We start from the raw sequence: 23,640 nt of genomic DNA, 5'->3' as shown, positions 1-23,640 counted from the left end.
AGTCCCGGTTACTCGCCCGCGTCGGCGAAGCTCACCGCGCGAGGCCGGGAATCCACACGCCCGATCTCGTGCACTTCCTGCTCGGCCATCTCGAGCTCGTGCAGTTTGCGCGCGGTAACCATCACTCGTGACTCCACCGAGGCCACCGTGTAATTGAAAGCCTCGACAGCTCTGCCGAGTTGCGCCCCCAGCCGGTCCAGATGTTTCCCCGTCATACCGAGCCGCTGGTACAGCTCACGGCCGAGCCGCTGCACGGTGGCCATGTCCTTGGAGAGCGCCTCCTGCCGCCAGCCGAAGGCGATAGTGCGCAGCAACGCGATCAGGGTGGTCGGTGTAGCGAGGATCACATTGCGGCCGAACGCGTACTCCAACAGCTCGGAGTCGGTGGTCAGGGCGGCGTCCAGGAACGGATCGCCGGGCACGAACAGCACCACGAATTCGGGTGCGGGGTCGAAGGCGGCCCAGTACGCCTTGTCCGACAGCTGGTCGACATGCGCGCGCAGATGTTTGGCGTGCCTGGTGAGCAGCTCGGCGCGCACGTCGGGGTCGTCGGAGCCGCAGGCGTCCAGGTAGGCGGCGAACGGCACCTTGGCGTCCACCACGATGTGCCTGCCGCCCGCCAGGCGCACCACCAGATCGGGTCGCACCGTGCGGTCGTCCTCGCCGTGACCGGTGCGGCTCACCTGGGTCCGGAAATCGCAATGCCTGGTCATCCCGGCCAGCTCGACCACCCGCTCCAGTTGGATCTCGCCCCATCGTCCCCGTACTTGCGGCGCGCGCAGCGCCGCGACCAGCCGGCCGGTCTCCCCGGTGAGTTGATGCGACGTGCGCTGCATGCTCGCGACCTGTTCGCGCAGGCTCGAATACGCGGTGAGCCGCTGTCGCTCGACCTGCTGGATGTGCTCGTTCAGCGCTCCGACCGCCGCCCGCAGCGGTTCCACCAGCGCGCCGACGGCGTGCGAATGCCTTCGCGCGGCATCCTCGTTGGCCGCGGTGAGCGACTGCCGCAGCAGCCGTTCGTTGTCCGCCGTCGCGGTGAGCCGCGCCTGGGCCGCCGCCGCGCGATGCCCGTCCCGCGCGGCGCGACCCAGCCAGCCGAGGCCGAGACCGGCGGCGAACACCAGCACGAGGGCGACGAGCATCGGTGCGGTCATAGCGGAGATAGTGCCGTACGTCACCGACAGGAACGAGCATCTGGCAACTGCCCGGCATCGCGTCGGAAACCGGCTCGGCCAGTGCGTTGCCGCATAGTTCACATAGCTGTTCGGATTCTGGCATCCGGAATCGCCCACGTCGTGGGATTCGGGAGGCCAAGAGGTGCGTGAGGTTTCGGCTCGTCGCCGAACGGGATCCGCCGACTCGGACACGTCTGCTGGACACGCCGGGTTCCGGCTGGGCGAACCCGACACGGCGGGCGGGGCGATTGAAGTCTGTCGGTGCCTTGCCCTACGGTTTCGCGGCATGCGGATGCTGCACACCTCGGACTGGCACATCGGGCGCACGTTCCACGGGGTCGATCTGCTTGCCGACCAGGCTCGTTCACTGACCGCCATCGCGGAGCTGGTAGCCGAGGAATCGGTCGATGTGGTGGTGCTGCCGGGTGACGTGTACGACCGGTCGATTCCCAGCGCCGACGCGATCGCGGTGTGCAACCGGGGATTCGAGGCGATCCGCAGTGCGGGGGCGCGGATCGTAGCCACTTCGGGGAACCACGATTCGCCCGCTCGGCTGGGCGCCGGCGCGAGCTTCGCCGCCGCGGGCGGGCTGCATTTGCGCACCACCGTGGCCGACGCCGATCGGCCCGTGCTGCTGGAAGACGAGCACGGGCCGGTGGCGTTCTACGGCATCCCGTACTTGGAACCGGAGATCACCCGCGCGGAACTCGAAGTGCCGCAAGCGCGCTCGCACGCGGAGATCCTGGACGCGGCCATGGCTCGCGTACGTGCCGACATCGCGCGGCGGCCCGGGGTGCGGACGGTCGTGCTGGCGCACGCCTTCGTGGTCGGCGGGGAAGCCACCGGATCGGAGCGCTCCATCTCGGTCGGCGGCGTGGAGACGGTTCCGCTGGCCGCTTTCGACGGCATCGACTACGTGGCCCTCGGCCATTTGCATTCACCGCAGACGCTCGCGGAGGCGGTGCGCTACTCCGGCTCGCCGCTGCCGTATTCGTTCGGCGAGAACGCGCATCGCAAAGCGGTTTGGATCGTCGACTTGGATGCGTCCGGCCTGCGAGCGGTGCGCCGCCGGGACCTACCGACGGTGCGGGGCCTGAGCAAGCTGACCGGCACCCTGGACGAACTGCTGAGCGGCGCGGAGTACGGCACGGCCGAACAGCACTACGTGTCCGCGGTGCTCACCGACGTCGCCCGCCCGGTCGACGCCATGCGCAAGCTGCGCGAACGGTTCCCCTACGCGGTGCACGTCGAATGGGTGCGGCCCGAGGGCAGCCCGGACCTGCGCTACCGTGAGCGAGTGCACGGCCGCCGCGACATCGAAGTAGCCCACAGCTTCCTCACCGACGTCCGCGGCGCACCCAGCTCGAGCGAGATGACCTGGCTGGAGCGGGCGCTGTCCGCCGCCGTCGCCGAACCGGAGCAGGTGGCCACCGTGGCCGCCGCCGAGGAACTGACCGCATGAGCGCCCTGCCCAGGCCGGGCGCAGGCGCGGCGGCATGAGGCTGCACAAGCTGGAGATGACCGCCTTCGGCCCGTTCGCCGCCACCACGGTCGTCGACTTCGACGCGCTCGGCGCCGACGGGCTGTTCCTGCTGCACGGCCAGACCGGAGCGGGCAAGACCACGGTGCTGGACGCCATCGCGTTCGCGCTCTACGGCCGGGTGCCCGGTGCGCGCGGGGAGAGCAAGCGCCTGCATTCCGATCACGCACCGGAGCAGACACCACCGGAGGTGGTGCTGGAGGCGACGTTGGGCGGGCGGCGACTGCGTCTGACCAGAAGCCCCGAGTTCCAGCGTCCCAAGCGGGACGGCACGGGCATGCGCACGATCAATCCGAAGGCGACGCTGGCCTGGCTGGACGGCCGAGGCGAGAACCTCTCCCGGATACCGGATATCGGCGAGGAGGTGCTGCGCCTGCTCGGCATGAGCGCCGACCAGTTCTTCCAGGTGGTGCTGCTGCCCCAGGGCGACTTCGCCCGCTTCCTACGCGCGGACAACGAAGATCGCGAGAAGCTGCTCGAAAAACTGTTCGACACGAAGCGTTTCGGCACCGCCGAGCAGTGGCTCGCCGACAAGCGCCGCGCCGCCGAAGCGGATCTGGATGCTCGTACCGACGGCATCAAGCGGCTGATCACGCAGGTGGGCATGGCCGCGGGGGTAGCGGATTCGGTCGGTACGGGCGAATGCGTCGGGTGGTCGCAGGATCTTTTGTCCACCGCGCGCGTCGACCTGGCCACGGCCGCGGCAGAAGTCGAACGCTGCCAGGCGGAATCGGCGCGCGTCCGGGAGCAGGCCGAACAGCAGCGTCGGCTGCGCGAATTGCGTCGCCGCATGAGCTCGGCACGCGCGCAACTGGACGACTACGTGGCGGGCGCGGATCGGCGCGCCGCACTGCAAGCCGAACTCGACCTCGCTCGCCGGGCCGCGCCGGTCGTCGCCGCCATCGACGAAGCGCGTACGGCGGTGCAAACCCAGCGCAGGCGCGAGGGCGAAAAGCGCACGGCGGCAGAGCGGCTCGCAGCCCGCCTGCTGGAACCGGAGAGCGCCGAACTCGGCGGCGCCGAACTGGTCGACGGCGACCGGGTACGCGATGACGCCGACATCGACGCGGCGGTCCAGCGCTGGAGCGCGCAGATCGGTGCGCTGGACGAAGTGCGCACCGACGCCGCCACCGCCACCCGGCTCGGCGGTGAACTCGACGCCCTGCGCACCGAGGACGCGACGCTGGCCCGGCGCGTCACCGAACTCGCCGCACGGCGCGAGGAGCTGCCCGCCGTGCTCACCGCGGCCGAGGCCAGGCTGCGCGAGGCCGCCGAAGCGGTCGCCGCCCTGCCTGGCATCACCGCGGAGACCGAACGGTTGCAGGCGGCCGCCACGGCCGCGGTCGAGCTGGCCGCCCGGCGCACCGCGCTCGATCACGCCCGCATCGAGTTCGACGCCGCCCGCGCCGCGCACCTCGACGCCAAAGAACTCGTGCTGGATCTGCGTGAGCGCAGGCTGAGCGGAATGGCCGCCGAACTGGCCGGCGAGCTGGTCGACGGAAGCCCCTGCGCGGTCTGCGGTTCCGCGCAGCATCCCGCACCCGCCCAGCCGACCGACACCGCGGTGTCCAAGGACGAGGAGGAAGCCGCGGTGGCGGCCGAGCGTGCCGCGGAGGACGTCCGCGATCGCGCGCTGGCTCGCATCACCGGCCTGGAACGCGAGATCGAAGCGCTGGTCGCTCGCGGCGGCGATACCGACCGCGTCGAACTCGCCGCGGCCCTGCGCGCCGCGACCGACCGCTACGAGGACACTTCGGAACTGGCCGCCAACGCCGACGGGCTGGAAGCCGAACTCACGCGCCTGCGCGGCGACGAGGCGCGCCTGCACGACGAGCTGCGCGCATCCGAGGCGCGCCGCAGCGCGGTCGCCGCCACCGTCGCCTCCGCCGAAAGGCGCCTCGGCGAGCTCACCGACCGGCTGCGGAGCGCGGCGGGCGCCGACCTGACCATCGACCGCCGCCGTGCCCGGCTCGCCGCTCTCGTCGCCGAGGCGACCGCCCTGCGCGAAACCCGCGCCGAAGCGGTGGCGGCGCGTGCGCAGGTGTCCCGGATCGCCGATCGGGTGGAAAATCTCGCCGGCGTCGCGGGTTTCGTGCCGGAAGGCGAGTATGGCGGTTCGTCGTCGGCTCCGGGCTCCGCGTCGGTCACTACTGAAGGCTCGGCTCTGTCCGGCGGTCCGGCTCAGCTCCCGGAATCCGCCGAGATGGCCGCTTCGGACTCCGTCGGCGCCGAGGAACCGGCGCTTGTCGGCACTCGAACTCGCGACACGTTGGGAGACGATGTCGCGCGCTTGACCGCCTACGCGAAAGTCGTCAACGCCGCATCGCGTGACTCTCGGCGGCAGGCCGAGATCGAAGCGGAACTCGTGGCCGCCGACCGTGCCCGTGCCGCGGCGGAAGCGGTTCTGGCGGAACCGGAGATCCGAGCGGCGTCGGAGCAGGAGCCCGGCGATCCCGCCGAACTCGACGCGCTGGTGACGGCCGCGCAGACCGCGCTCAACGCCGCTGTGGCCGCCCATGCCGAGGCGAGCAGGCGAGCGAGTCAGCTCGAGGAGCTCGGCGGCCAACTCTGGGCCGCTGTGGATCGGATCGCCCCGGCACAACGAGCGTTCGAGGAACTCGACGGTCTCGCCGACCTGGTCGCCGGGCGCGGTGCGAACAACCGCCGCATGTCCCTGCACTCCTACGTCCTGGCCGCACGCTTGGAGGAAGTCGCGCAGGCGGGCTCGCTGCGGCTACGCAGAATGTCCGGCGGCCGTTACGAATTCGTCCACTCGGACAAGGCAGGACCGCGTGGTCGCCGAGGCGGCCTCGGCCTGGACATCCGTGACGACTACACCGGAGCCATCCGCCCGGCCAAGACGCTGTCCGGTGGCGAAACCTTCATGGCCTCGCTCTCGCTGGCGCTCGGCCTGGCCGACACCGTCGCCGCCGAATCCGGTGGCCTCGTGCTGGACACTCTGTTCATCGATGAGGGATTCGGCGGCCTGGACGCCGACACCCTGGACGCCGTGATGGGCGTGCTGGACGAACTCCGCGCGGGCGGACGCGTGGTCGGCGTGGTCAGCCACGTGGACGAGATGCGCCAGCGTATCCCCAGCCGCCTGCACGTCGTACGCGGCCGCGACGGCTCCCACCTCCAGGCGACGATCGCCTGAGCGCGGACTCCGGCTGCTCGGCGGTTCCGGCTGCTCGGCGGTTGAGCCCTGCAGGCGGTGGGTGCACCCGGCCGTGGCGACACGCTGCCGACGGTTTACCGGCCGCTGCGTACCGGACGTGAACATATCGGCTGCACTGCCGAGCGGCCTGTCCGGACGCAGCGCACCACGTCCTTACCCGCGAGAGGCGGCCCGTAGGCAGCGGAGCGTGGGCGTGTTCGCCTCGCAACCGCCCAAACGACGTGCACGCTTCCGGCTGGAAATCAGCCGCGCGAATGGGCCACGGCGACCGTAGGCGTCCGCGCGACCTACCCGGATGAGCGGCACCGTGCAGGCCGCGCGGGGGCACGCTGAGCTGCCCGGGCGCACCCTTGACTGAGCGTCGAGGACTGACGGTCGGCGATCAGCACGTTACGGCCTCGCCGAACGACAGGCTGTTGCCGTCTCGGGCCAGCACGCCGACGTGACGCACGCCGTTGCTGTAGGTCCTCCTGCTCGTGGCCGATGCCCTGCGCGGCGAGTCGCGAGACCTCAGCCCTCGTGGTCGAGCAGCCACCGTTTCACCGGCAATCCCCAGCGGAAGCCGCCGAGTGCGCCGCCGATGCGGAGGATCCGATGACAGGGCACGAAGAGGGCGGCGGCGTTGCGGGCGCAGGCGTTGGCCGCGGCGCGCGTGGCGTCAGGGCGGCCGGCGCGGGCGGCGAATTCGGTGTAGGTGAGTGGGCTCCCCGCCGGGACGGCGCGGAGCACTTCCCAGGCGTGCACGAGGAATTCCCCGGACTGCTGGCGAACGGGAATCGGGTCGATCGCGGTGAGATCGCCTTCGTGATACGCGGTGACGGCACCGGTCACCTCGCCCAGCGAATCCCGCTGCCGCAGTCGGCCGGGCCGCAAGGCGGGATGGATCAGGCCGCGCAGGTTTTCCGCGTCGGAGGTCCAACCGGAGGCCAGCACCGCGCCGTCGGGGTCGACGAGCGTGGTGAACGGGCCGAGCGGTGTCTCCGTGACGGCGAAATCCGCTGTGACGGTGCGGGTGCTACCGACGTCGGTGCGGACGGCGAAGCTGGCGTTCATGATTCGACACTGCCTTTCGTAGTGGCGAGCGTGGGGACGACGGAAGGTGTGGCGCGGCTGGTCAGTGCCGTTTTCCACAGGTGCATGGACAAGTACGATCGCCACGGCACCCAGCGTGCGGTATCCGTCAGATCGATGCCGAGCAGGCTCGCGCCGCGGCGGACGACCAAGTCGGTGCCGAGCAGGACGTCCGGATCGGCGAGCAGGCGCATGGTCACGTAATCGGCCGTCCACGGCCCGACACCGTCCAGCGCGAGCAGGTCGCGGCGCAGGTCGGCGGCGGTGCGCCCTTGGTGCAGCGCCAGCTCCCCGGAGGCGAGCGCCTCGGCGGCCGCGGTGATGGATCGGATGCGCCGCGCCGGTCCGGTCAAAATATCGGCGCCGCGTTCGGCGATCACCTCCGGCGTCGGGAACAGCAGCGGGATCGGCCCGTCCACCCGTTCCCCGAGTGCCTCGACCAGTCGGGCGGTGTGCGTGGCGGCGGCGGCCACCGAGATCTGCTGCCCGATCATGGTGCGCAGCAATAGTTCTGCGCCGTCGACGCACCCGGGCACACGGATACCGGGGGTGAACGACGGGCGACCGACGTCGACCGGGTCGATCTCGGTCAGCGCTTCGCTCTCCGGCGGTGACCCCGCCCCCGCGTCCGGCAGATATTCGGCGGCCTGCTCAGGCGGCCGTTTCGGGGAGCCGCCGTGCGCCGTGGGCCCGACACCGAGTGCTTCATCGATGCCGACCGGGTCGGCGTCCAGGTCGAGCAGGTGCCGCAGCCTGGTCACCGTCGGCGCGAGATCGCGCATGTCGTGCAGGGACAAATCCGCGCGCACATGGTCGCGCTGGAAGCTCAGCCGCGCGGTGGCGTGCCCGTGTGGCGTGCGCAGGTTCCTGGTGTAGGCGCGGTCCTCCCACAATTCCATGCCCGGCACCACGTGCGCGGACAGGAACCATTCCAGCCAGGCCCGGTCGAGCGGTTCCCGGTAGGGCAGCCGCAGCGTGAGCGAGCCGCTGCCGGACGGCGCGGGACGCGCGGGGGTTCCGGTTCTCGCGCGCTGCGCTTCGAGCCGCATGGTGGTGGGGCTGACCGCGAACACCTCGCGCACCGTGTCGTTGAACTGGCGGATCGAGGCGAAACCCGCCGCGAACGCGATGTCGGACATGGGCATCGCGGTGGTCTGGATCAGCAGCCGCGCCGTGTGCGCCCGGTGCGCCCTGGCCAGCGCCAGCGGCCCCGCGCCCAGTTCGGTGGTCAGTACCCGGGTGAGCTGCCGCTGGGAATAGCCGAGCGTGGCGGCCAGCCCCGGCACCCCGGCCCGCTCGACCACGCCGTCTCCGATCAGCCGCATCGCCCGCGCGGCCAGATCCGCCCTGGTGTTCCACAGCGGCGAGCCGGGCGCCGCGTCCGGCAGGCAGCGGCGGCAGGCACGGTAACCCGCCTGCTGCGCCGCGGCGGCGGTCGGCAGGAACGACACGTTGGCCCGCTTCGGCGTGATCGCGGGACACGAAGGACGGCAATAGATTCCGGTGGTTCGCACCGCGGTGAAGAATTGCCCGTCGAATCGCGAATCCCGGGTCGACACCGCCCGGTAGCAACGTTCGAAATCCAATGCCGTGATCGTCACGCACACCACAATGGCAGCTGCGGCGAACCCGTGCTAGCGGGAATCGGCCACCATCGCTGGGGGTAGCCGCGACCTCGCACGACGACCATGAGATCGCACAGCCGTTGCCGGGTCAACAGTTGTGGCAACTACCGAATCGGCATGTGGTGACGCGCGCCGAAAATCTTTTCGGTCAGCAGCACCGGTTGGCCGGATTGCGATCGGCCTCGGCATGCCGCTGCCGCCAGTACTCCCGCTCGGTCGGGATGGCGCAGCCGGGATGGCTGCGCCGCAGGTGCTCCACGTAACGCTGGTAGTCCTGCCCACCCAGGATCGAGTCGAACCACCAGACGCCCGCTCGGATGCCGTCGCCGCAGGCGCGGGCCGCGGCGCGCAGCCGGGCGCCGACCGGTCGCGCGGACCGATCGGCGCCCTGCTTCGCGGAGTCGCTCATTGCGCGTGTACGTGTGCCGCGCCGGAGGCGCGCGCCTTCCCGGTCGCGATCAACTCGTCCCACTCCTTCTGGACTTCCTTCTCCGCCGCGGTGGCGAGGAATCCGCTGGGCGCGAAGATCTTCGACGGCTGTTCGGGCGTCTCGGTGGTCGTCGTCTCCCCGGAGCGCCAGGCGCGGAAGGCCACCAGCGCGCCCACCACCGCCACGATCAGTACCAGCACAGCGAAGATGATCGACAAAGTGCCCTGGATGAAGGTGTTGCGCACGATCGCGTTCATGTCGTCCTGGGTCTTCGCCGTCAGGCACAGCTTCCCGGCGTCCTGCGCCGCTCGGCAGATGCTGTGCTGCTTCCAGTAACCGAGCTTCGGATCGGCGGAGAAGATCTTCTGCCACGACGCCGTCATCGTCACCAAGAGGTCCCAGACCAGTGGAATCGCCGGAATCCAGGCCCATTTCGTGAGGCCCTTCTTCACCACGATCACCAGCACGACGGTCAACGCGATGGCGGCCAGCAACTGATTGGCGATGCCGAACAGCGGGAACAGCGTGTTGATGCCGCCGAGCGGATCGGTCACACCCATCAGCAGGATCGAGCCCCACGCGCCGACCACGACGGCCGAGCACAGCCACGCGCCCACCCGCCAGGACGGATCACGGAACTTCTTCGCCGCACCGCCGAAGTTGCCCAGCGCGTCGGAGAGCATGAACCGGGCCACCCGGGTGCCCGCGTCGATCGTGGTCAGGATGAACAGCGCCTCGAACATGATCGCGAAGTGGTACCAGAACGACTTCATGCTCGCGCCGCCCAGGAATTGGTGGAACACCTCGGAGATGCCGACCGCCAGCGTCGGCGCGCCGCCCGTGCGGGAGATGATCGATGATTCGCCGACATCGCTCGCGGCCTGGCTCAGCTCGGCCGGAGTGATCGCCGGACCGCTGAGCCCGAGGCTATTGGTGTAGGCCGCGGCCTTCTCCGCGGTGCCACCGGTGAGACCGAGCGGCGCGTTCATCGCGAAGTACAAGTGCTGATCGATGATCGAGGCGGTGATGATCGCCATGACCGCGACGAACGACTCCATCAGCATGCCGCCGTAGCCGATCATCCGCGCGTGCGATTCCTTCTCCAGCAGTTTCGGCGTGGTGCCGGAGGAAACGAGCGCGTGGAAGCCGCTCAGCGCGCCGCAGGCGATGGTGATGAACAGGAACGGGAACAGCGAACCCGCGAACGCCGGTCCGGTACCGCTGGACGCGAACGACGAGACGGCGGGCGCGTGCAGCACCGGCAACGTGACCAGGATGCCGACCGCGAGCAACACGATGGTGCCCACCTTCATGAACGTCGACAGGTAGTCGCGCGGGGCGAGCAGCAGCCACACCGGGAGCACCGAGGCGACGAAACCGTAGGCGATCAGCAGCCAGGAGATGGTCACCGGAGAGAGCGTGAACCAGTCCGCGCCCCAGTCGGTTTCCGACACCCAACCGCCGCCGACGATGGCCAGCAGCAACATGGCGAACCCGATCACGGAGACCTCGCCGACCTTGCCCGGCCGGAGGAACCGCAGGTACACACCCATGAACAGTGCGATCGGAATGGTCATGCCGATCGAGAACACGCCCCACGGGCTGTGCGCGAGCGCGTTGACCACCACCAGCGCGAGCACCGCCAGCAGGATCATCATGATCACCAGCACGCCCACGATGGCCGACCAGCCGCCGATCACGCCCAGCTCGTCGCGCGCCATCTGCCCCAGGCTGCGCCCGCGCCGCTTCATCGAGACCCACAGCACCAGGTAGTCCTGCACCGCGCCGGCCAGCACCACGCCGACCACGATCCAGATGGTCCCCGGCAGGTAGCCCATCTGCGCGGCCAGCACCGGACCGACCAGCGGCCCCGCGCCCGCGATGGCGGCGAAGTGGTGCCCGTAGAGCACCCGCCGGTCCATCGGCATGTAGTCCTTGCCGTTCTCCAGGATTTCGGCGGGTGTGGCCAGGTCGTCGCGTGGATTGACGATCTTGCGTTCGATGAACCTGGCGTAGAACCGGTACGCGATGATGTAAGTGCACACCGCCGCGATCACGATCCACACCGCGTTCACCGATTCGCCGCGTGAGATGGCGAGCACCGCCCACGCTATGGCGCCGAGTGCGGCGATCCCCGCGAAGATCAATTTCTTGGCCGGTGTGATCGGGGACTTGTCGACCACGCCGACGGGCGGCAGATCGGGATCGGTCCGCAGATATTCGATTGTCGCCATCTGCCTACTCTCCTGTAAAACGCGCAGGATCTTGCTCAAACACGTGACAACGTAACCGATCGATGATCGCCGTCGTGCCGATTCCGGACGTCGGACGCGCACCGTGAAATATTGTTCATGTGTCGGCCGTCACCATGTGATTGCCGAACGTATGCTGCCATGCCGTTCGAGAAGCTCCACATTCGCCCTGGAGGAGGGCTGTGTTGCGTGCGAATCCCGTCGCCAGGGTCCGTCGCCGGACGCTGCTCGGGTCGGCGCTGGCCGCGCCACTACTGGCGAGCGGCGGCTGCGGCTCCGACGACGACGCGTTGACCTTCTTCTTCCAGGCCAGGCCGGAAGAGGCCAGGGTCCGGCTGACGATCATCGACGAGTTCCGGAAGCTGCATCCCGACATCAGGATTCGCACCATCATGTCGGGTCCGGACCCGCTCCAGCAGATGCTCACCTACTGCGCGGGCGGGAAATGCCCGGACGTGCTGATGGCGTGGGAGCTGACCTACGCGGGGCTGGCCGAGCGCGGGGTACTGCTGGATCTGAACACCCTGCTCGACCGCGATCCGCGGTACGCCGCCCAGCTGCGCGCCGACTGCTATCCGGCGCTGTACGACACCTTCACCTACGCGGGCGGGCAGTACGCCCTGCCCGAACAGTGGTCCGGCGTCTTCCTGTACTACAACCGGGAGCTGTTCGACGGAACCGGGATCACTCCGCCCGCGCGCTGGCGCGACGCCTGGCCTTTCGACGAGTTCCTGGCCGCTGCCGAGGCGTTGACCAGGCATGACTCTTCTCGCACCCGGTGGGGGTTCGCCGACGCCTGGGTGCCGTACTTCTCGGCGGCCTGCTTCGGCATGAACAACGGCGCCGAATGGTTCTCGCCCTCGGTGCGTCCGACCAGGACCAACCTCGGCGATCCGCGGTTCGCCGAAGGATTCCAGTTCTACGCCGACCTCGCCGTACGCCACCGCGTGGCGCCGAAAGCCGCCGACACGCTTTCCGTCTCGGCCCCAGACCTGTTCCGGCGGGGCCGGGCCGCGATGGCGCTGGGCGGGCATTGGCTGTATTCCGAATTCGCCGGGCACGACGATCTCCCGATCGACATCACGGTGCTGCCGGTGGGCCCGCACGGCGGTCCCGGCGCGATCACCGACGTCGGCAGCACGGGCCTGGCCATCGCCGCGGGCAGCCCGCGTGTCGAACAGGCCTGGGAATTCGTCAAATTCGCTACCGGACCGGTGGGTCAGGAGATCATCGCCGCGTCCGGGCTGTTCGTCCCCGTGCTCCAGTCGGCGATGAACTCACCGGGGTTCGCCGCCGCGCACCGGGAGATCCGCAATCTCGAGGTGTTCACCGCCGGTCCGGCCAATTCCCGCCCGCTGCCGATCACCCCCGCTTGGGGGAAGGTGTCCGCCCTGCTCGAACGCGGCTCCAACCGAGTGCTGCGCGGCGCCGCCACCGCCGCCTCGTTGGACGGCCGTTTCGCCTCCGACGTCGACGCGCTGCTGGAGACGCCATGATGGCAGCGCGGCGATCGCAAACATCGGGCAAAGCGGGGGTCGCCTCCCGATTGGCGCGGCGGCGCGAGCGGGCCGGTTGGGCATTCGTCGCGCCCAACGTGGCGGCCGTCGCGGTTTTCTTGTTGTTCCCGTTGGGTTTTTCGCTCTATCTGAGTTTTCATTCGTGGGACCTGTTCAGCCCCATGCGATTTGTCGGTGTGGACAACTATCGGCGGCTGTTCGCCTCGGACCCGTTGTTTCTCATCGCATTACGCAACACGGCCGTTTTCACGCTGCTGACCTTGGTGCCCACGGTGCTGATCGGACTCGCCGTCGCCGCCGCGCTGAATCGAAAATCGGCCGGCATAGGCCTATTTCGCACCATCGCTTTTCTGCCGTTGGTCGCCTCGGCGGTCGCCATGGCCGTGGTGTGGCGGTTCCTGTTCACCGACGACGGGCTGCTCAACGTCGCGCTCGGCTGGATCGGCATCGACGCGGTGCCCTGGCTGACCGACCCCGACTGGGCGCTGGTCTCGCTCAGCATCGTCACCGTGTGGAAGAGCGTGCCGTTCGCGACGGTCATCCTGCTCGCCGCCATGCAAGGCGTACCGGAGACGCTCTACGAGGCCGCCGAGATCGACGGAGCCGGGGCGCTGCGGCGATTCTTCGCGATCACCGTGCCGCTGATCCGGGGGCCGCTGTCGTTCGTCTTCATCATCACGATCATCAATTCCGTGCAGGCGTTCGACCAGGCATACGCGCTGACCGGCGGCAACGGGGGGCCGGAGACGGGTACGTACCTGCTGGGGATCATGCTGTTCCAGAATGCGTTCGGCTTCTACGAGGTCGGGTACGCCTCCGCGCTCGCCTGGGTGATCTTCGCGATCCTGTTCCTGTTGACACTGGTGCAACTGCGGATGGCCCGGCGGTCGGAGGTGGAACAGTGAACACCTACGAGGCGGTGCGGCGCGCGCTGCCGGTTCGACGCGACCGCGCGTTCGTCGCGATCGGCCGCGTCGACCGGGCTATCGTGCGGCGAGTGGTGCGCGGAACCGCGATATACGCGGTGCTGGTCGGCATCGCGTGGTGTGCGCTGCTGCCGATCCTGTGGGCGGTGTCGGGCTCGCTGAAACGGGACGGCGAGATCGCCGATGCGGCGTTCCTTCCGCAGCGGCCGCAGTGGTCGAACTACGAGAAGGTCTTCGATCTGCTGCCGATGGGGCGGATGCTGCTCAACACCACCATCTACGCGCTGTGCGTCACGGCGGGGCAGGTCTTCTTCTGCTCGTTGGCCGGTTATGCCTTCGCGCGTCTGCGTTTTCGTGGGCGCGACATGCTGTTCCTGGCCTACCTCGCGACGCTGATGGTGCCGTTGACCGTGACGGTGATTCCGCAGTTCCTGCTGATGCGGGCGTTCGGCTGGGTGGACACCCCGTGGGCGATGATCGTGCCCGGCCTGTTCGGCAGTGCGTTCGGCACGTATCTGATGCGGCAGTTCTTCCGCACGCTGCCCGAGGAACTCGAGGAGGCCGCCATCCTCGACGGCTGTTCCACCTGGCAGGTGTACTGGCGGGTGCTGCTGCCGCACACCCGTCCGGCCCTGATGGTGCTCGCCGTGCTCACCTGGATCACCGTGTGGAACGACTTCCTCTGGCCGCTGGTCATGATCCAGCGCGACGACGTCGCCACCGCGACACTGGGACTGGTCCGGCTGCAAGGCCAGTACTACACCCAGTGGCCCATCCTCATGGCCGCCGCGGTCGTCATCTTGCTCCCACTGCTGCTCATCTACGCGATAGCCCAGCGCGCGTTCATCCGCGGCATCGCGATGTCGGGCTTCGGCGGGCGCTGAGCGGGTGTGCTCGGTTCGCGTGATTCGCGTGCCTTTCCGGTTGCAGGTGCTCTTCGGTGACGCCCCGCGCTTCGTCCTCAGGCCGATCAAGCGCCCCAGTAGGTGCCGAAGCTCCAGAGATTGCCTTCCGGGTCGCGGACCGTGAAGCCGCGTGAGCCGTAGTCCTCGTCGCGCAGGCCACGGACCACTTCGGCGCCCGCGGCGGTGGCGCGGGCGAACAGCGCGTCGGGCTCCTCGCAGACGAGATAGACCGAGTTGGTGCCGGTCGGGCGGGTGCTGAACGGGCTGTCGTCCTTACCTGCCGAGCCGAACATGACACCGCCGCCCAGCGGCCAGCGCAGTTCCGCGTGCTCGACGATCGATGGGTCGTCCTCGCGGGCGTAGAGCGCGGCCTCCCGGAAGCCGAACGCCTCGATCAGGAAGGTGGCCATCGCGCGGGCATCGCGGAAAACGAGCGTGGGCCAGACGGCGGTGCGGGTGCTGACTTCTGTCGGATTCGTCATGCCTTCATCGTCATCCGGCGGACTCGTCCGGGGCTTGGACGGATGGAATCTCCTCGGCCAGCCACGCGGTCGGGCTGGCTCCGGCGAGGTCGGCGAAGTCCCGATCCAGATGAGCCTGGTCGTAATACCCACACGTGACGGCCACCTGGGCGATGGTGACGTAGGAGGGCGTGTGCGCCAGCATCCGGCGCGCCTGTTCGAAGCGCGTGATCCGGGCCGCGAGTTTCGGGCTCAGGCCGAACTCGCGCTTGAACCGGCGCGTCAGATGCTGTCTGGTCCACCCGACCTCCGCGGCGAGCGAGCCGACCGCGATTCCGCCGCCGGAACCGACCACCGCACGCCACGCCCAGGTGAGTTCGGGACCGACCACACGGACCGGATCGGCCAGCGCCGAGAGCACCCGATCACAGACACCGAAACGCTCCGGCCAGCTCGGCGCGTACTGCAATCGCTCCCACAGCTCCGATCCGACAGGTCCGACGACGTCGGCGAATTCGACCGACGTGTCCCACAGCGCCGCCGCGGGCATGCCGAACAAGGTGCGGCAACCCAGCGGCGTGAGTGACACGGCCACACCTTCCTGACGACCGTCGTGCGCGATCAGCGCCGTGCTCGCTTGCAGGCCGCTCAGCACACACCGATAGTTCTGGGGCGACTGCCGTGGATCCGTCTGCTCGACGACGTCGATCGTGGGCCCGATCGCGACGATGAAAGTCATGTGCCGCGACGGCAACCCACGATGCATCCCCGCCGCGAACCCGGACATGCGATAACCGACGTACCGGTCGATGAACGAGGCGAGCGTGGGTGCCGGACGCGCCGTCACCACCTCGGAGGTCGGCTCCATGCGGTCACGCTACGCCGGGGGACCGACAGGAGTGCCTCGAGAGTTGAGGCGCGCGGACGATCGTCCAGTCCAGCGCCGAATCACGGACGACGTGCTCCGCCGCGGACATGCCGGCCAGGCTGTGCCGCAACAGCGGGCACAGGATCAGCGGCTTCACCACGAAGCGGGGGAACCGATCGTCGCCGGGTGCGGCGACTCCGGCGCTGTTGCTGACGATGACCATCCGCGCGAGGTCCGCCATAGCCATCGCCTCGATGATGGACCGCACGGCATCGCCGCGGACCCAATGCTCCGGCTGCTCTCCGCCGGTCTCGACCAGCGGTGAGATGTACCACTACAGCGTGTAGTGGACTGTGATCACCACCCGCGATCCGGTTACCGTTGCGCCTCCTGACGATTTCTGGAGGTGTGATGCGGCGGGTGCAGTACGAGCGCAGCGGTGGTCCCGAGGTGCTCGAGCTCGTCTCGGTCGAAGTCCCGACACCAGGGCCGGGTGAGCTTCTGGTCCGTGTCGAGGCGGTCGGGGTGACCCTGCCGGTGGTGCGGAAGGTGCGTGAGCAGCGCGAACCGATCGCGTTGGGCGGCGAGATCGCGGGCGAGGTGGTCGCGGTGGGCGAGGGCGTCGACCGATACGGGCCCGGCTACCGCGTGACCGGTCTCGTGTTCGGACACGGCTACGCCGACTACGCCCTGCTCTCGGCTGCCATGGCGTCGCCGATTCCGGACGGTGCGTCGGCGGTGGACGCGGTCGCGCTGGTGCGCAGCGGCCTGGTGGCGCTCGGTGCGCTCAGCGCCGCATCGCCAAGGGAAGGGGAGTCCGCCCTGATCACCGCCGCCGCGAGCGGCGTCGGCCACCTCGCGGTCCAGTTGGCGCGGGTCCGTGGCGCGGCGCGGGTGGTCGGCGCGGTGTCGGATCTCGCGAAGTCGGAGTTCGTGCGGGAACTCGGAGCCGACGACGTGGTCGAGTACGGCCAGGAGTCCTGGGGCGCTCCCGCCGACTACGTGCTGGACGCCGTCGGCGGTGATCTGCTCTCACCCGCGATCGCGGCGCTGGCTCCCGGTGGCCGGTTGGTCGCCTACAGTTCCGGCGGCGGCGCCATTCAGGCCTACGACCTGCTCGTCGGCGCGAAATCCGTCATCGGCTTCCAGATGGCCCGCATCGCGAAAACCCAGCCCGACGTCTACGAACACTGGCGCCAAGAACTCTGGCAATACTTCGCCTCCGGCCAACTACGCCCCGCCGTCCACGCCGAATACCCCCTCGACCAAGCCGCCGCAGCCCACGCCGCCATCGAAGCCCACGCCAACCTCGGCAAAGTCGTCCTCATCCCCTGAAACGGGCCGCGAGTGGCACATGGCTGCGGCGAAGTCCGAGAGACCCCTCCGCCATGTGCCACTCGCGGGAGAGCCGGGTCGGCGCGCCGCGTAGACTCTGTTCCTCGTGAGTCTCACCCTCGGAATTGTCGGTCTGCCCAACGTCGGCAAGTCGACGCTGTTCAATGCGTTGACCAAGAACGACGTGCTCGCCGCGAACTACCCGTTCGCGACCATCGAGCCGAACGTCGGCGTGGTGCCCCTGCCCGATCCGAGGCTGAACAAGCTGGCCGAGATCTTCTCCTCCGAGCGGATCGTGCCCGCCACCGTGTCGTTCGTCGACATCGCCGGCATCGTGAAGGGCGCGTCCGAGGGGGCGGGCCTGGGAAACAAATTCCTCGCCAACATCCGCGAGGCCGACGCCATCTGCCAGGTGGTACGGGTGTTCGCCGATGACGACGTGGTGCACGTCGACGGCCGCGTCGACCCGGGCGCCGACATCGAGGTGATCGAGACCGAACTCATCCTGGCCGACCTGCAGACCCTGGAGAAGGCGGTCGTGCGGTTGGAGAAGGAAGCGAAGGTCAAGAAGGACCGCAAGCCGGTCGCCGACGCCGCGAAGGCCGCGCAGGAGATCCTCAACAACGGCACCACCCTGTTCGCCGCGGCCGACAGGGTGGACACCGAGCTGCTGAAAGAGCTCTCGCTGCTCACCACCAAGCCCTTCCTCTACGTCTTCAACGCCGACGAGTCGGTGCTCACCGACGAGGCGAAGGTCGCCGAGCTGAAAGCTTCCGTCGCCCCGGCCGATTCGGTCTTCCTCGACGCCAAGGTCGAGGCCGAGCTCCTCGAACTCGACGAGGAATCCGCCATCGAGCTCCTCGAATCCATCGGCCAGACCGAACCCGGCCTGCACGCCTTGGCCCGCGCCGGCTTCCACACCCTCGGCCTGCAGACCTACCTCACCGCGGGCCCGAAAGAAGCCCGCGCCTGGACCATCCACCAGGGCGACACCGCCCCGAAGGCCGCCGGCGTCATCCACACCGACTTCGAACGCGGCTTCATCAAGGCCGAAGTCGTCGCCTACGCCGACCTCATCGATGCCGGCTCCATGGCCGCCGCCAAAGCCGCGGGCAAGGTCCGCATGGAAGGCAAGGACTACGTCATGACCGACGGCGACGTGGTCGAGTTCCGTAGCGGATTAGCGTCTGCGAAGAAGTAACGGGCTCCCGAAATGGCTGATGTCACCTTCCTGAGTCAGAACGAGCCGGTCGATGAGTACGGCCGTGCTCTCTATGCCGTGTCTCGCTCGATCCTGAGGGCTCACTTCGATGAACTGTCACAGGCTGACCTCGAAGATCTGAACTGCGACAGGGTCGATGTGACGTTTCGTCAACTCGCGAAGCTCGCTCGTCTGCATCGGGATAAGGGATCGCGTGGCGATGGCTTCGAATGGGCGGTGCATGAGGCAATCGTCGGCGGTGAGCCGCGGGTTACGGAGTTGGTCGTTGAAGCGCTCAAGAAGGTGAGCCCGAAGGCGTTCGCGGATCTTGACTCTCCGACCTCATTGATGTTTGGGCACGAGCGTGCGCGTCATCTGGGTTTCACTGAGGCGGTAGTAAGCAACGCGACGGGTGATGCGGTGCTGCTGCCCGACGGCTCTGGTCGACCGTTTGCCTTCGGGGCGTGGGTTCCCATCGCCGCTCGCGGTGTCGCTGCTGAGCCGGATCTCAAGGACCGAATAAAGAAGGTGTGGAAGACCGACTTATTCCTAAGCAGCCCCCAAAAGTCGCGGTTCGCCGCCGCGACAATCAAGAGCAATTGGCACCAGCTGGAAGACGGTAATGGACTTCGAGTAGCGATCGTGCCTCAGGCGGTAGACCTTGCTCCGGGCTATAGCCGGTGGAAGAGCCTACATCTCGTGACACTCCCGGATCCGGACGGGTTTATGGGTCTGTTCAATGACGCGTACGAGGCGGTGGCCGAAGCTGTTTTGACGGTTGGCAAGCATGATCGTGCGCCCTACTACTACAAGCCGAGCGCGAAGGCGCAGAAGATCCAGCTTCAGTTGGAGAAATACGGCAAAGTCAAGGTCGTTGACATCCTCGACGCGTTGAACGAAGCTGCACAGCAAAATTTGATCGAAGTGGACCGCAAGTTGATATCGGTCGAAGCCCCCGCGTGGCTACACATCAACGAGAAACGCACCCCCGTTATCGCTCCCCGGCCGTCGTTCGAGAGGCTCGACTGACTCGGATACGAACGTGTCAAACAGCGTCGTCGTCGAAGTCCGAAGCGGATTAGCGTCACCGTCGAAGAACAAATAGCCCGCACGAAACCTCTGTGCATACAGGCTGATTGAGGCCCGCCCGGTGATCCGGGCGGGGCTTTTCCTGCCCGAGGGTGGGGCCGTTTCGGACCGTGCACTATGCACACGTGTCCGCGTGCGAACGCCACCAGCCGAACACATCGCTCGTCAGTTGTCGCGGTCCATGGTGCGTTCGATCAGTGCATTGACCGTCATCTGGTCGGCGACTCGCATGCTGCGCTCATAGGAACACACCCAGCAATGCCCGACACCTACCATGGCTGCCATGCTGTCGAGGCCACGAGCGACGAGCGCGTCGGCGCCACACACCGGGCATTGCTCCACATGTACCGGTTCGTCCGGGGCGATGAACGCCTCCGACGAATAGTCCAGGGCCACGCGGCGCTCGATCTCCCCCTCGTCCAGCGCGTTGTAGTAGCGGTGTGCCCGCTCGATCTCCGCGTCGCCGCTGATCTCGGCACGGTCCCACTCACGATCGACCTGCACCCAATGAAGGCTCCCCAGCGCCGGATGAGAGTCCAACGCCGCCAACGCCACCAGATGCTCTTCGTTCAACACCGTGTCGGTGTCGGTGCCGGTATCGCGGGCATGACGGATAACCTGGGTGGCGGCCACGGCGGCGCCCAGACCCTCGATATCGACCTCGGTGTAGGGGCGTGAATCGAATGGGCCCTGGACGGTGCCGTCGCCGGTGACCGGCGCGTCCGGAGCGTGTGGGACGCGGCCAGTGCCGTTGGTGCGCTCGCTGATGACCTGCTTCAGCAGCTCACTGGCCGAACGCACAACCTGCTTGCCCTTGACCGTCTTCATCTCCTCGCCCGGCCAGGTGTGTGCGACGATCGCGGCCAGCCCGTTGGTCAATGCCTGATCGAACGTGCCTTCCGCCCCGTCGGTCACCCGATCACCGGTCAACGCGAACGTGCACACCGCGTATTGCTGTGCCCGCCGAACCTGTACCGGATCCCTGTCACTAGTCACTGGTATGCCCCTTTGTGCGGCCAGCGTTCCGCGGCCGTGTGCTCTCACGCTCCGGAACCGATTCCGGTGCATACCCAGGGTTCACTACAAAGGTCCGCTGAGCTACCGGTTTCCAGCACCTTGAGGCCGCTGTGGACCGCATGGGGGGTGAGGCTGTTCGGCGAGATCGAATGTGGTTCTGCTGTGGCGCGGTCGGCATGCCTTCAGGGGTTGCGAGGCGAGGCCCTGACGGTGGCCCGCCGGATCCGGGGGGTGTAAGGTTATTCGAGTTCGGAATGCGAGTCATGCTCTGTGCAGGGTATTTGACGTGCAGATATTAGATGTCAAGAGGGTCGAGTTCCGCAGCGGATTAGCGTCTGGGAAGAAGTAGGCCATCAGGAGGGCGTTTGATCGCCTGGCCTGACGGCTGGTGGTGGCGCGATACACTCGTGGCTGTGCCGGAAGGTCGCCCAAGTATTCCTCGTCCGCTTCAGCGACGGGTGTTAGTCGAGGCTGGTCATCGGTGTGCGATCCCGACTTGCCACACGTGGCCTGTCGAGATCGCACACATAGTGCCGTGGGCCGAAATCCGCGAACATGCCTTCGATAACCTTATTGCACTATGTCCAACCTGTCATGTCCGGTATGACCGTGGGGAGATCGACCGTCTGTCTATGCTGCAGTACAAAGCGAACTTGACTGTACTGAATAGCCGCTATAGCGAAACGCCACATGTTATCGATCGATTCGGTAGTCACTTCACCCGCTCAAATAGAACAGCTCGTAGTGCGCGTCATGGGATGCGGGCAGATTTGGCTTCAGTATGTCCAGAGTTAGTCGATCAATGGCATCCCACGAAGAACGGGGCTATCACTTCGTCCGACGTGCGGATCACCTCGCGCTTAAAAGTGTGGTGGCGGTGTGTTCAGTGTGGCGGCGAGTGGCAGACGTCGGTTGAAAGCCGCATGCGTGGGAATGATTGCGTGCCGTGCCGTTCCGTGCGGTAGCGAGGAGGTGACGGCACACACTGCATCCGGCTGTCAAGATCCAGATGGACGACGGTCGCGACCGTGACTCTCGGCCGGACACCAAAGGATCCAGCTATCGGAGCAGTCTTCCTTAACCCTCGCCAGTGAATCCAAGGTCAGGCTCCAGGAGGGCTTCGATCTTTCCGCGTGAGCCGATCAGACCTGAAATAAATTCTTGGGTGGCTGGATCTACCGAGTAGATAACGACCCCCTTCAGTCCTCTCGTCAGCAGGACCTTGTAGGTGTTGCGTACCATGCGGTCGAAAATTGCGTCTGGTGTGGGAGCGCTTTTCGTGCCATTCAGAGCTGCATCCTTCGACTTTCTCCGTACCACCAGATACTCACCGTTATAAACGATGTCCGGGCCAAGGATGACCCCGGCCCAGTCGTACTCGAACCCCTGGGCGGTGTAGATGCATCCGACTTGCTCGAAACCGCGACGATCGGTTGCCCAGAACGAGGCCGGGGGTGCCACGCCAGACACAGCGCTGTCCTTCTTATTCCACGGCTTCGACCAGTCGCCGATCTTAACGTCGGGCACCAATGTCCCGTCGGCCCGCGGTTTGCTCCATGGCCAGCAGTACCCAGCAGTTATTCGTGCCTTCTCACCGCTGAGGTGCTTCGCACGGAGAAAATCCTCCATTTCCTGCGGTGAGTTCGCTACACGAACATCGAAGTCCCCGCCTGTCCACGGCGTCGGTTTCGTTGTCCGCAAGCCGAGCAGTTGTAGGACCCACTCGTCGTAGGCTGCGCTACCACCACAACGAAACTGACCATCGAGTTCGATGTGATGGATCCGGTATCCTTTCCTACCTGCATGCCGCACGATCTCCTCAACTGTTCCGACCTCGTCAGGGCGGACGACCTGGTGCTCGTCAAGGAGGAACACTGGCACTCGAGCAGCCGTCATCAATTCGTCCAGTTGCGGACGGCCAGTTCTGAGTTCCTTCTTTTGCCGACGAAACGTAGATGTTTTCCGGACCCGATGAGCCTCGTCGCAGATCAGTACATCGAGGCGGTTCGGCTTAGCTAGTGACAAGTCCCTGTAGTAAACGAACAGGTCCTTAAACTCTCGTGACCCCTTACCCGGGTACCGGCGCATCGTTTCTGTGATGGCGACCGAGCCAGTGGCATATAGCACTCGATAGTCATCCTCATCGTCGTTATGCAGGTCGAAGAGCAGAGATACCGCTATCATGCTTTTCCCGCTGCCGGGGCCGCCGGTCACGATGATCACGGTCTTGCCATCCTCCTCGGATGCATGCTTGACCTGGGTCATAACGTCTTCGTACGCAACGATCTGGTTGTCGATCAGCGAGTACTCAGTGCCGGTGCGCAACCCGTCAGTTGCAAACTGGATGAGGTCGGTTTTCTCGCGAATCTCGCTGGCAAGCAATCTATCCCCTGCGGCAACACCGGGTTTCGGGGCGAACTGACGACGCAAGTACTCTATGAGTTCGTCGCGTTGCTCGCCGGTGAACATGCGCCCCATGTCGTCCTGGCTCCGCGCTCGGAGTTCTCTCACCGAGGCTTCGTCGGCGTTGTGCAGATAGGCGACCCCGTGCACTGCCGTCGGGCGCTCGTGCAACATCTCAACGAACTGCAGCAGGTAATGGCAGTACCCGCGCACCTGGTCGATAGGGTGCGGTCTCACTCCGTACGTCCCCGGACCCTGCACGATGTGATCGCTACTCCACGCAAGCCCTACTTGGCTCCACTGCTTCAGTTCCACGACGACGTAGTTGTCCTCGCCGGTGTCTGGATGCAACCCCGCGAGAACCACATCAGCTCGAGCGCCGGATCCGGGCAGCTTGTACTCGATCAGCATCTCGATCTCAGCAAGTCCGGCGTCGACCAACACCTGCGCAAGTTCCGGCAGACTCCGATCCCAAGAGTTCTTCTCCTTCGACCCCGCACCCTGGTGCTTGGCGATGAGCGCCGACAGCCGCCGACCCCCCGGAATCCTCTTCAATGCGGCTTCCTCGACCGGAAAAGCCGACACTGCCTCCGCAGTCGATCGATACGGACCAAGTGTCACAGTCAACCCCAAGTGTGTGCGTGAAA

Annotated in this window: 19 protein-coding genes; 9 read left to right on the top strand and 10 right to left on the bottom strand. The window is 67.1% G+C overall.

The window, feature by feature from the left end:
* Positions 1 to 8: 8 nt before the first annotated feature.
* Positions 9 to 1,154, bottom strand: a complete 1,146-nt coding sequence (locus ACWESM_RS35265) for a DNA recombination protein RmuC (protein WP_452495494.1) — start codon at positions 1,152 to 1,154, stop codon at positions 9 to 11.
* A gap of 307 nt (positions 1,155 to 1,461) precedes the next feature.
* On the opposite strand from ACWESM_RS35265, the gene ACWESM_RS35260 reads away from it, so the two are divergent.
* Both ACWESM_RS35260 and ACWESM_RS35255 read left to right on the top strand, forming a co-directional pair.
* Complete coding sequence (locus tag ACWESM_RS35260) at positions 1,462 to 2,637, top strand: exonuclease SbcCD subunit D (RefSeq protein WP_379255267.1); 1,176 nt, start codon at positions 1,462 to 1,464, stop codon at positions 2,635 to 2,637.
* A 34-nt stretch (positions 2,638 to 2,671) separates the two neighbouring features.
* Entirely contained in the window at positions 2,672 to 5,872 is a 3,201-nt protein-coding gene (locus tag ACWESM_RS35255; RefSeq protein ID WP_452495492.1) for an AAA family ATPase, read from the top strand.
* Between the two features lie 531 nt (positions 5,873 to 6,403).
* On the opposite strand, the gene ACWESM_RS35250 is transcribed toward ACWESM_RS35255, so the two are convergent.
* The 4 genes from ACWESM_RS35250 to ACWESM_RS35235 all read right to left on the bottom strand — a co-directional run bounded on the left by ACWESM_RS35250 (position 6,404) and on the right by ACWESM_RS35235 (position 11,253).
* Positions 6,404 to 6,946, bottom strand: coding sequence for a methylated-DNA--[protein]-cysteine S-methyltransferase (locus ACWESM_RS35250; protein WP_452495490.1), 543 nt, complete (start codon positions 6,944 to 6,946; stop codon positions 6,404 to 6,406).
* A complete protein-coding gene (locus ACWESM_RS35245; protein ID WP_452495488.1) occupies positions 6,943 to 8,574 on the bottom strand; it encodes a DNA-3-methyladenine glycosylase 2 family protein in 1,632 nt (543 codons plus the stop codon). Before ACWESM_RS35245 ends, ACWESM_RS35250 begins: the two co-directional genes overlap by 4 nt.
* A 163-nt stretch (positions 8,575 to 8,737) precedes the next feature.
* Positions 8,738 to 8,908 (bottom strand): YbdD/YjiX family protein, encoded by a 171-nt coding sequence (locus tag ACWESM_RS35240; RefSeq protein WP_355078664.1) that lies wholly within the window; start codon positions 8,906 to 8,908, stop codon positions 8,738 to 8,740.
* 86 nt (positions 8,909 to 8,994) lie between these two features.
* Entirely contained in the window at positions 8,995 to 11,253 is a 2,259-nt protein-coding gene (locus tag ACWESM_RS35235; RefSeq protein WP_452495486.1) for a carbon starvation CstA family protein, read from the bottom strand.
* A gap of 203 nt (positions 11,254 to 11,456) precedes the next feature.
* On the opposite strand from ACWESM_RS35235, the gene ACWESM_RS35230 reads away from it, so the two are divergent.
* The 3 genes from ACWESM_RS35230 to ACWESM_RS35220 are packed head-to-tail and all read left to right on the top strand — an operon-like array spanning position 11,457 to position 14,598.
* Entirely contained in the window at positions 11,457 to 12,767 is a 1,311-nt protein-coding gene (locus tag ACWESM_RS35230; protein WP_452495484.1) for an ABC transporter substrate-binding protein, read from the top strand.
* A 50-nt stretch (positions 12,768 to 12,817) separates the two neighbouring features.
* The gene (locus ACWESM_RS35225) at positions 12,818 to 13,693 is read left to right on the top strand and encodes a carbohydrate ABC transporter permease (protein WP_397280363.1); all 876 of its coding nucleotides are present in this window, start codon (positions 12,818 to 12,820) and stop codon (positions 13,691 to 13,693) included.
* Positions 13,694 to 13,752: 59 nt separating this feature from the next.
* Positions 13,753 to 14,598 (top strand): carbohydrate ABC transporter permease, encoded by an 846-nt coding sequence (locus ACWESM_RS35220; protein WP_364435332.1) that lies wholly within the window; start codon positions 13,753 to 13,755, stop codon positions 14,596 to 14,598.
* Between the two features lie 86 nt (positions 14,599 to 14,684).
* Here ACWESM_RS35220 and ACWESM_RS35215 read toward each other — a convergent pair whose 3' ends face one another.
* From ACWESM_RS35215 to ACWESM_RS35205, 3 genes are read right to left on the bottom strand one after another with little or no spacing between them, the layout of a single operon-like run.
* Positions 14,685 to 15,101, bottom strand: coding sequence for a VOC family protein (locus ACWESM_RS35215; RefSeq protein WP_364435275.1), 417 nt, complete (start codon positions 15,099 to 15,101; stop codon positions 14,685 to 14,687).
* 10 nt (positions 15,102 to 15,111) lie between these two features.
* On the bottom strand, positions 15,112 to 15,948 hold the full coding sequence (locus tag ACWESM_RS35210) for a helix-turn-helix domain-containing protein (RefSeq protein WP_452495482.1): 837 nt from the start codon (positions 15,946 to 15,948) through the stop codon (positions 15,112 to 15,114).
* 4 nt (positions 15,949 to 15,952) lie between these two features.
* Positions 15,953 to 16,216, bottom strand: coding sequence for an NAD(P)H-binding protein (locus tag ACWESM_RS35205; RefSeq protein WP_452495480.1), 264 nt, complete (start codon positions 16,214 to 16,216; stop codon positions 15,953 to 15,955).
* A gap of 143 nt (positions 16,217 to 16,359) precedes the next feature.
* Here ACWESM_RS35205 and ACWESM_RS35200 point away from each other — a divergent pair, with 143 nt between their 5' ends.
* The 3 genes from ACWESM_RS35200 to ACWESM_RS35190 all read left to right on the top strand — a co-directional run bounded on the left by ACWESM_RS35200 (position 16,360) and on the right by ACWESM_RS35190 (position 19,513).
* Positions 16,360 to 17,283 (top strand): zinc-binding alcohol dehydrogenase family protein, encoded by a 924-nt coding sequence (locus ACWESM_RS35200; protein ID WP_397280243.1) that lies wholly within the window; start codon positions 16,360 to 16,362, stop codon positions 17,281 to 17,283.
* Between the two features lie 106 nt (positions 17,284 to 17,389).
* Positions 17,390 to 18,484: a redox-regulated ATPase YchF gene (gene ychF / locus ACWESM_RS35195; RefSeq protein ID WP_452495478.1), complete on the top strand. Its 1,095-nt coding sequence runs from the start codon at positions 17,390 to 17,392 to the stop codon at positions 18,482 to 18,484.
* Positions 18,485 to 18,496: 12 nt separating this feature from the next.
* Positions 18,497 to 19,513 carry a hypothetical protein gene (locus ACWESM_RS35190; RefSeq protein WP_452495477.1) on the top strand — a complete coding sequence of 339 codons (1,017 nt, stop codon included), beginning with the start codon at positions 18,497 to 18,499 and terminating at the stop codon, positions 19,511 to 19,513.
* A gap of 225 nt (positions 19,514 to 19,738) precedes the next feature.
* Here ACWESM_RS35190 and ACWESM_RS35185 read toward each other — a convergent pair whose 3' ends face one another.
* Complete coding sequence (locus tag ACWESM_RS35185) at positions 19,739 to 20,488, bottom strand: hypothetical protein (RefSeq protein ID WP_452495475.1); 750 nt, start codon at positions 20,486 to 20,488, stop codon at positions 19,739 to 19,741.
* A gap of 509 nt (positions 20,489 to 20,997) precedes the next feature.
* Here ACWESM_RS35185 and ACWESM_RS35180 point away from each other — a divergent pair.
* Entirely contained in the window at positions 20,998 to 21,555 is a 558-nt protein-coding gene (locus ACWESM_RS35180) for a zinc-ribbon domain-containing protein (protein ID WP_452495503.1), read from the top strand.
* 112 nt (positions 21,556 to 21,667) lie between these two features.
* Here the strand turns inward: ACWESM_RS35180 and ACWESM_RS35175 are convergent, their stop codons facing one another.
* Complete coding sequence (locus ACWESM_RS35175) at positions 21,668 to 23,614, bottom strand: DNA/RNA helicase domain-containing protein (protein ID WP_452495501.1); 1,947 nt, start codon at positions 23,612 to 23,614, stop codon at positions 21,668 to 21,670.
* Positions 23,615 to 23,640 lie beyond the last annotated feature (26 nt).

Source organism: Nocardia sp. NPDC003999 (assembly GCF_053604885.1).
This window is presented reverse-complemented; position numbering and strand designations above follow the sequence as displayed.

Coding starts and splice junctions, on each gene's coding strand:
- ACWESM_RS35265 (WP_452495494.1), bottom strand. CDS start 1,154: ATGACCGCACCGATGCTCGTCGCCCTCGTGCTGGTGTTCGCCGCCGGT.
- ACWESM_RS35260 (WP_379255267.1), top strand. CDS start 1,462: ATGCGGATGCTGCACACCTCGGACTGGCACATCGGGCGCACGTTCCAC.
- ACWESM_RS35255 (WP_452495492.1), top strand. CDS start 2,672: ATGAGGCTGCACAAGCTGGAGATGACCGCCTTCGGCCCGTTCGCCGCC.
- ACWESM_RS35250 (WP_452495490.1), bottom strand. CDS start 6,946: ATGAACGCCAGCTTCGCCGTCCGCACCGACGTCGGTAGCACCCGCACC.
- ACWESM_RS35235 (WP_452495486.1), bottom strand. CDS start 11,253: ATGGCGACAATCGAATATCTGCGGACCGATCCCGATCTGCCGCCCGTC.
- ACWESM_RS35215 (WP_364435275.1), bottom strand. CDS start 15,101: ATGACGAATCCGACAGAAGTCAGCACCCGCACCGCCGTCTGGCCCACG.
- ACWESM_RS35210 (WP_452495482.1), bottom strand. CDS start 15,948: ATGGAGCCGACCTCCGAGGTGGTGACGGCGCGTCCGGCACCCACGCTC.
- ACWESM_RS35200 (WP_397280243.1), top strand. CDS start 16,360: ATGCGGCGGGTGCAGTACGAGCGCAGCGGTGGTCCCGAGGTGCTCGAG.
- ACWESM_RS35190 (WP_452495477.1), top strand. CDS start 18,497: ATGGCTGATGTCACCTTCCTGAGTCAGAACGAGCCGGTCGATGAGTAC.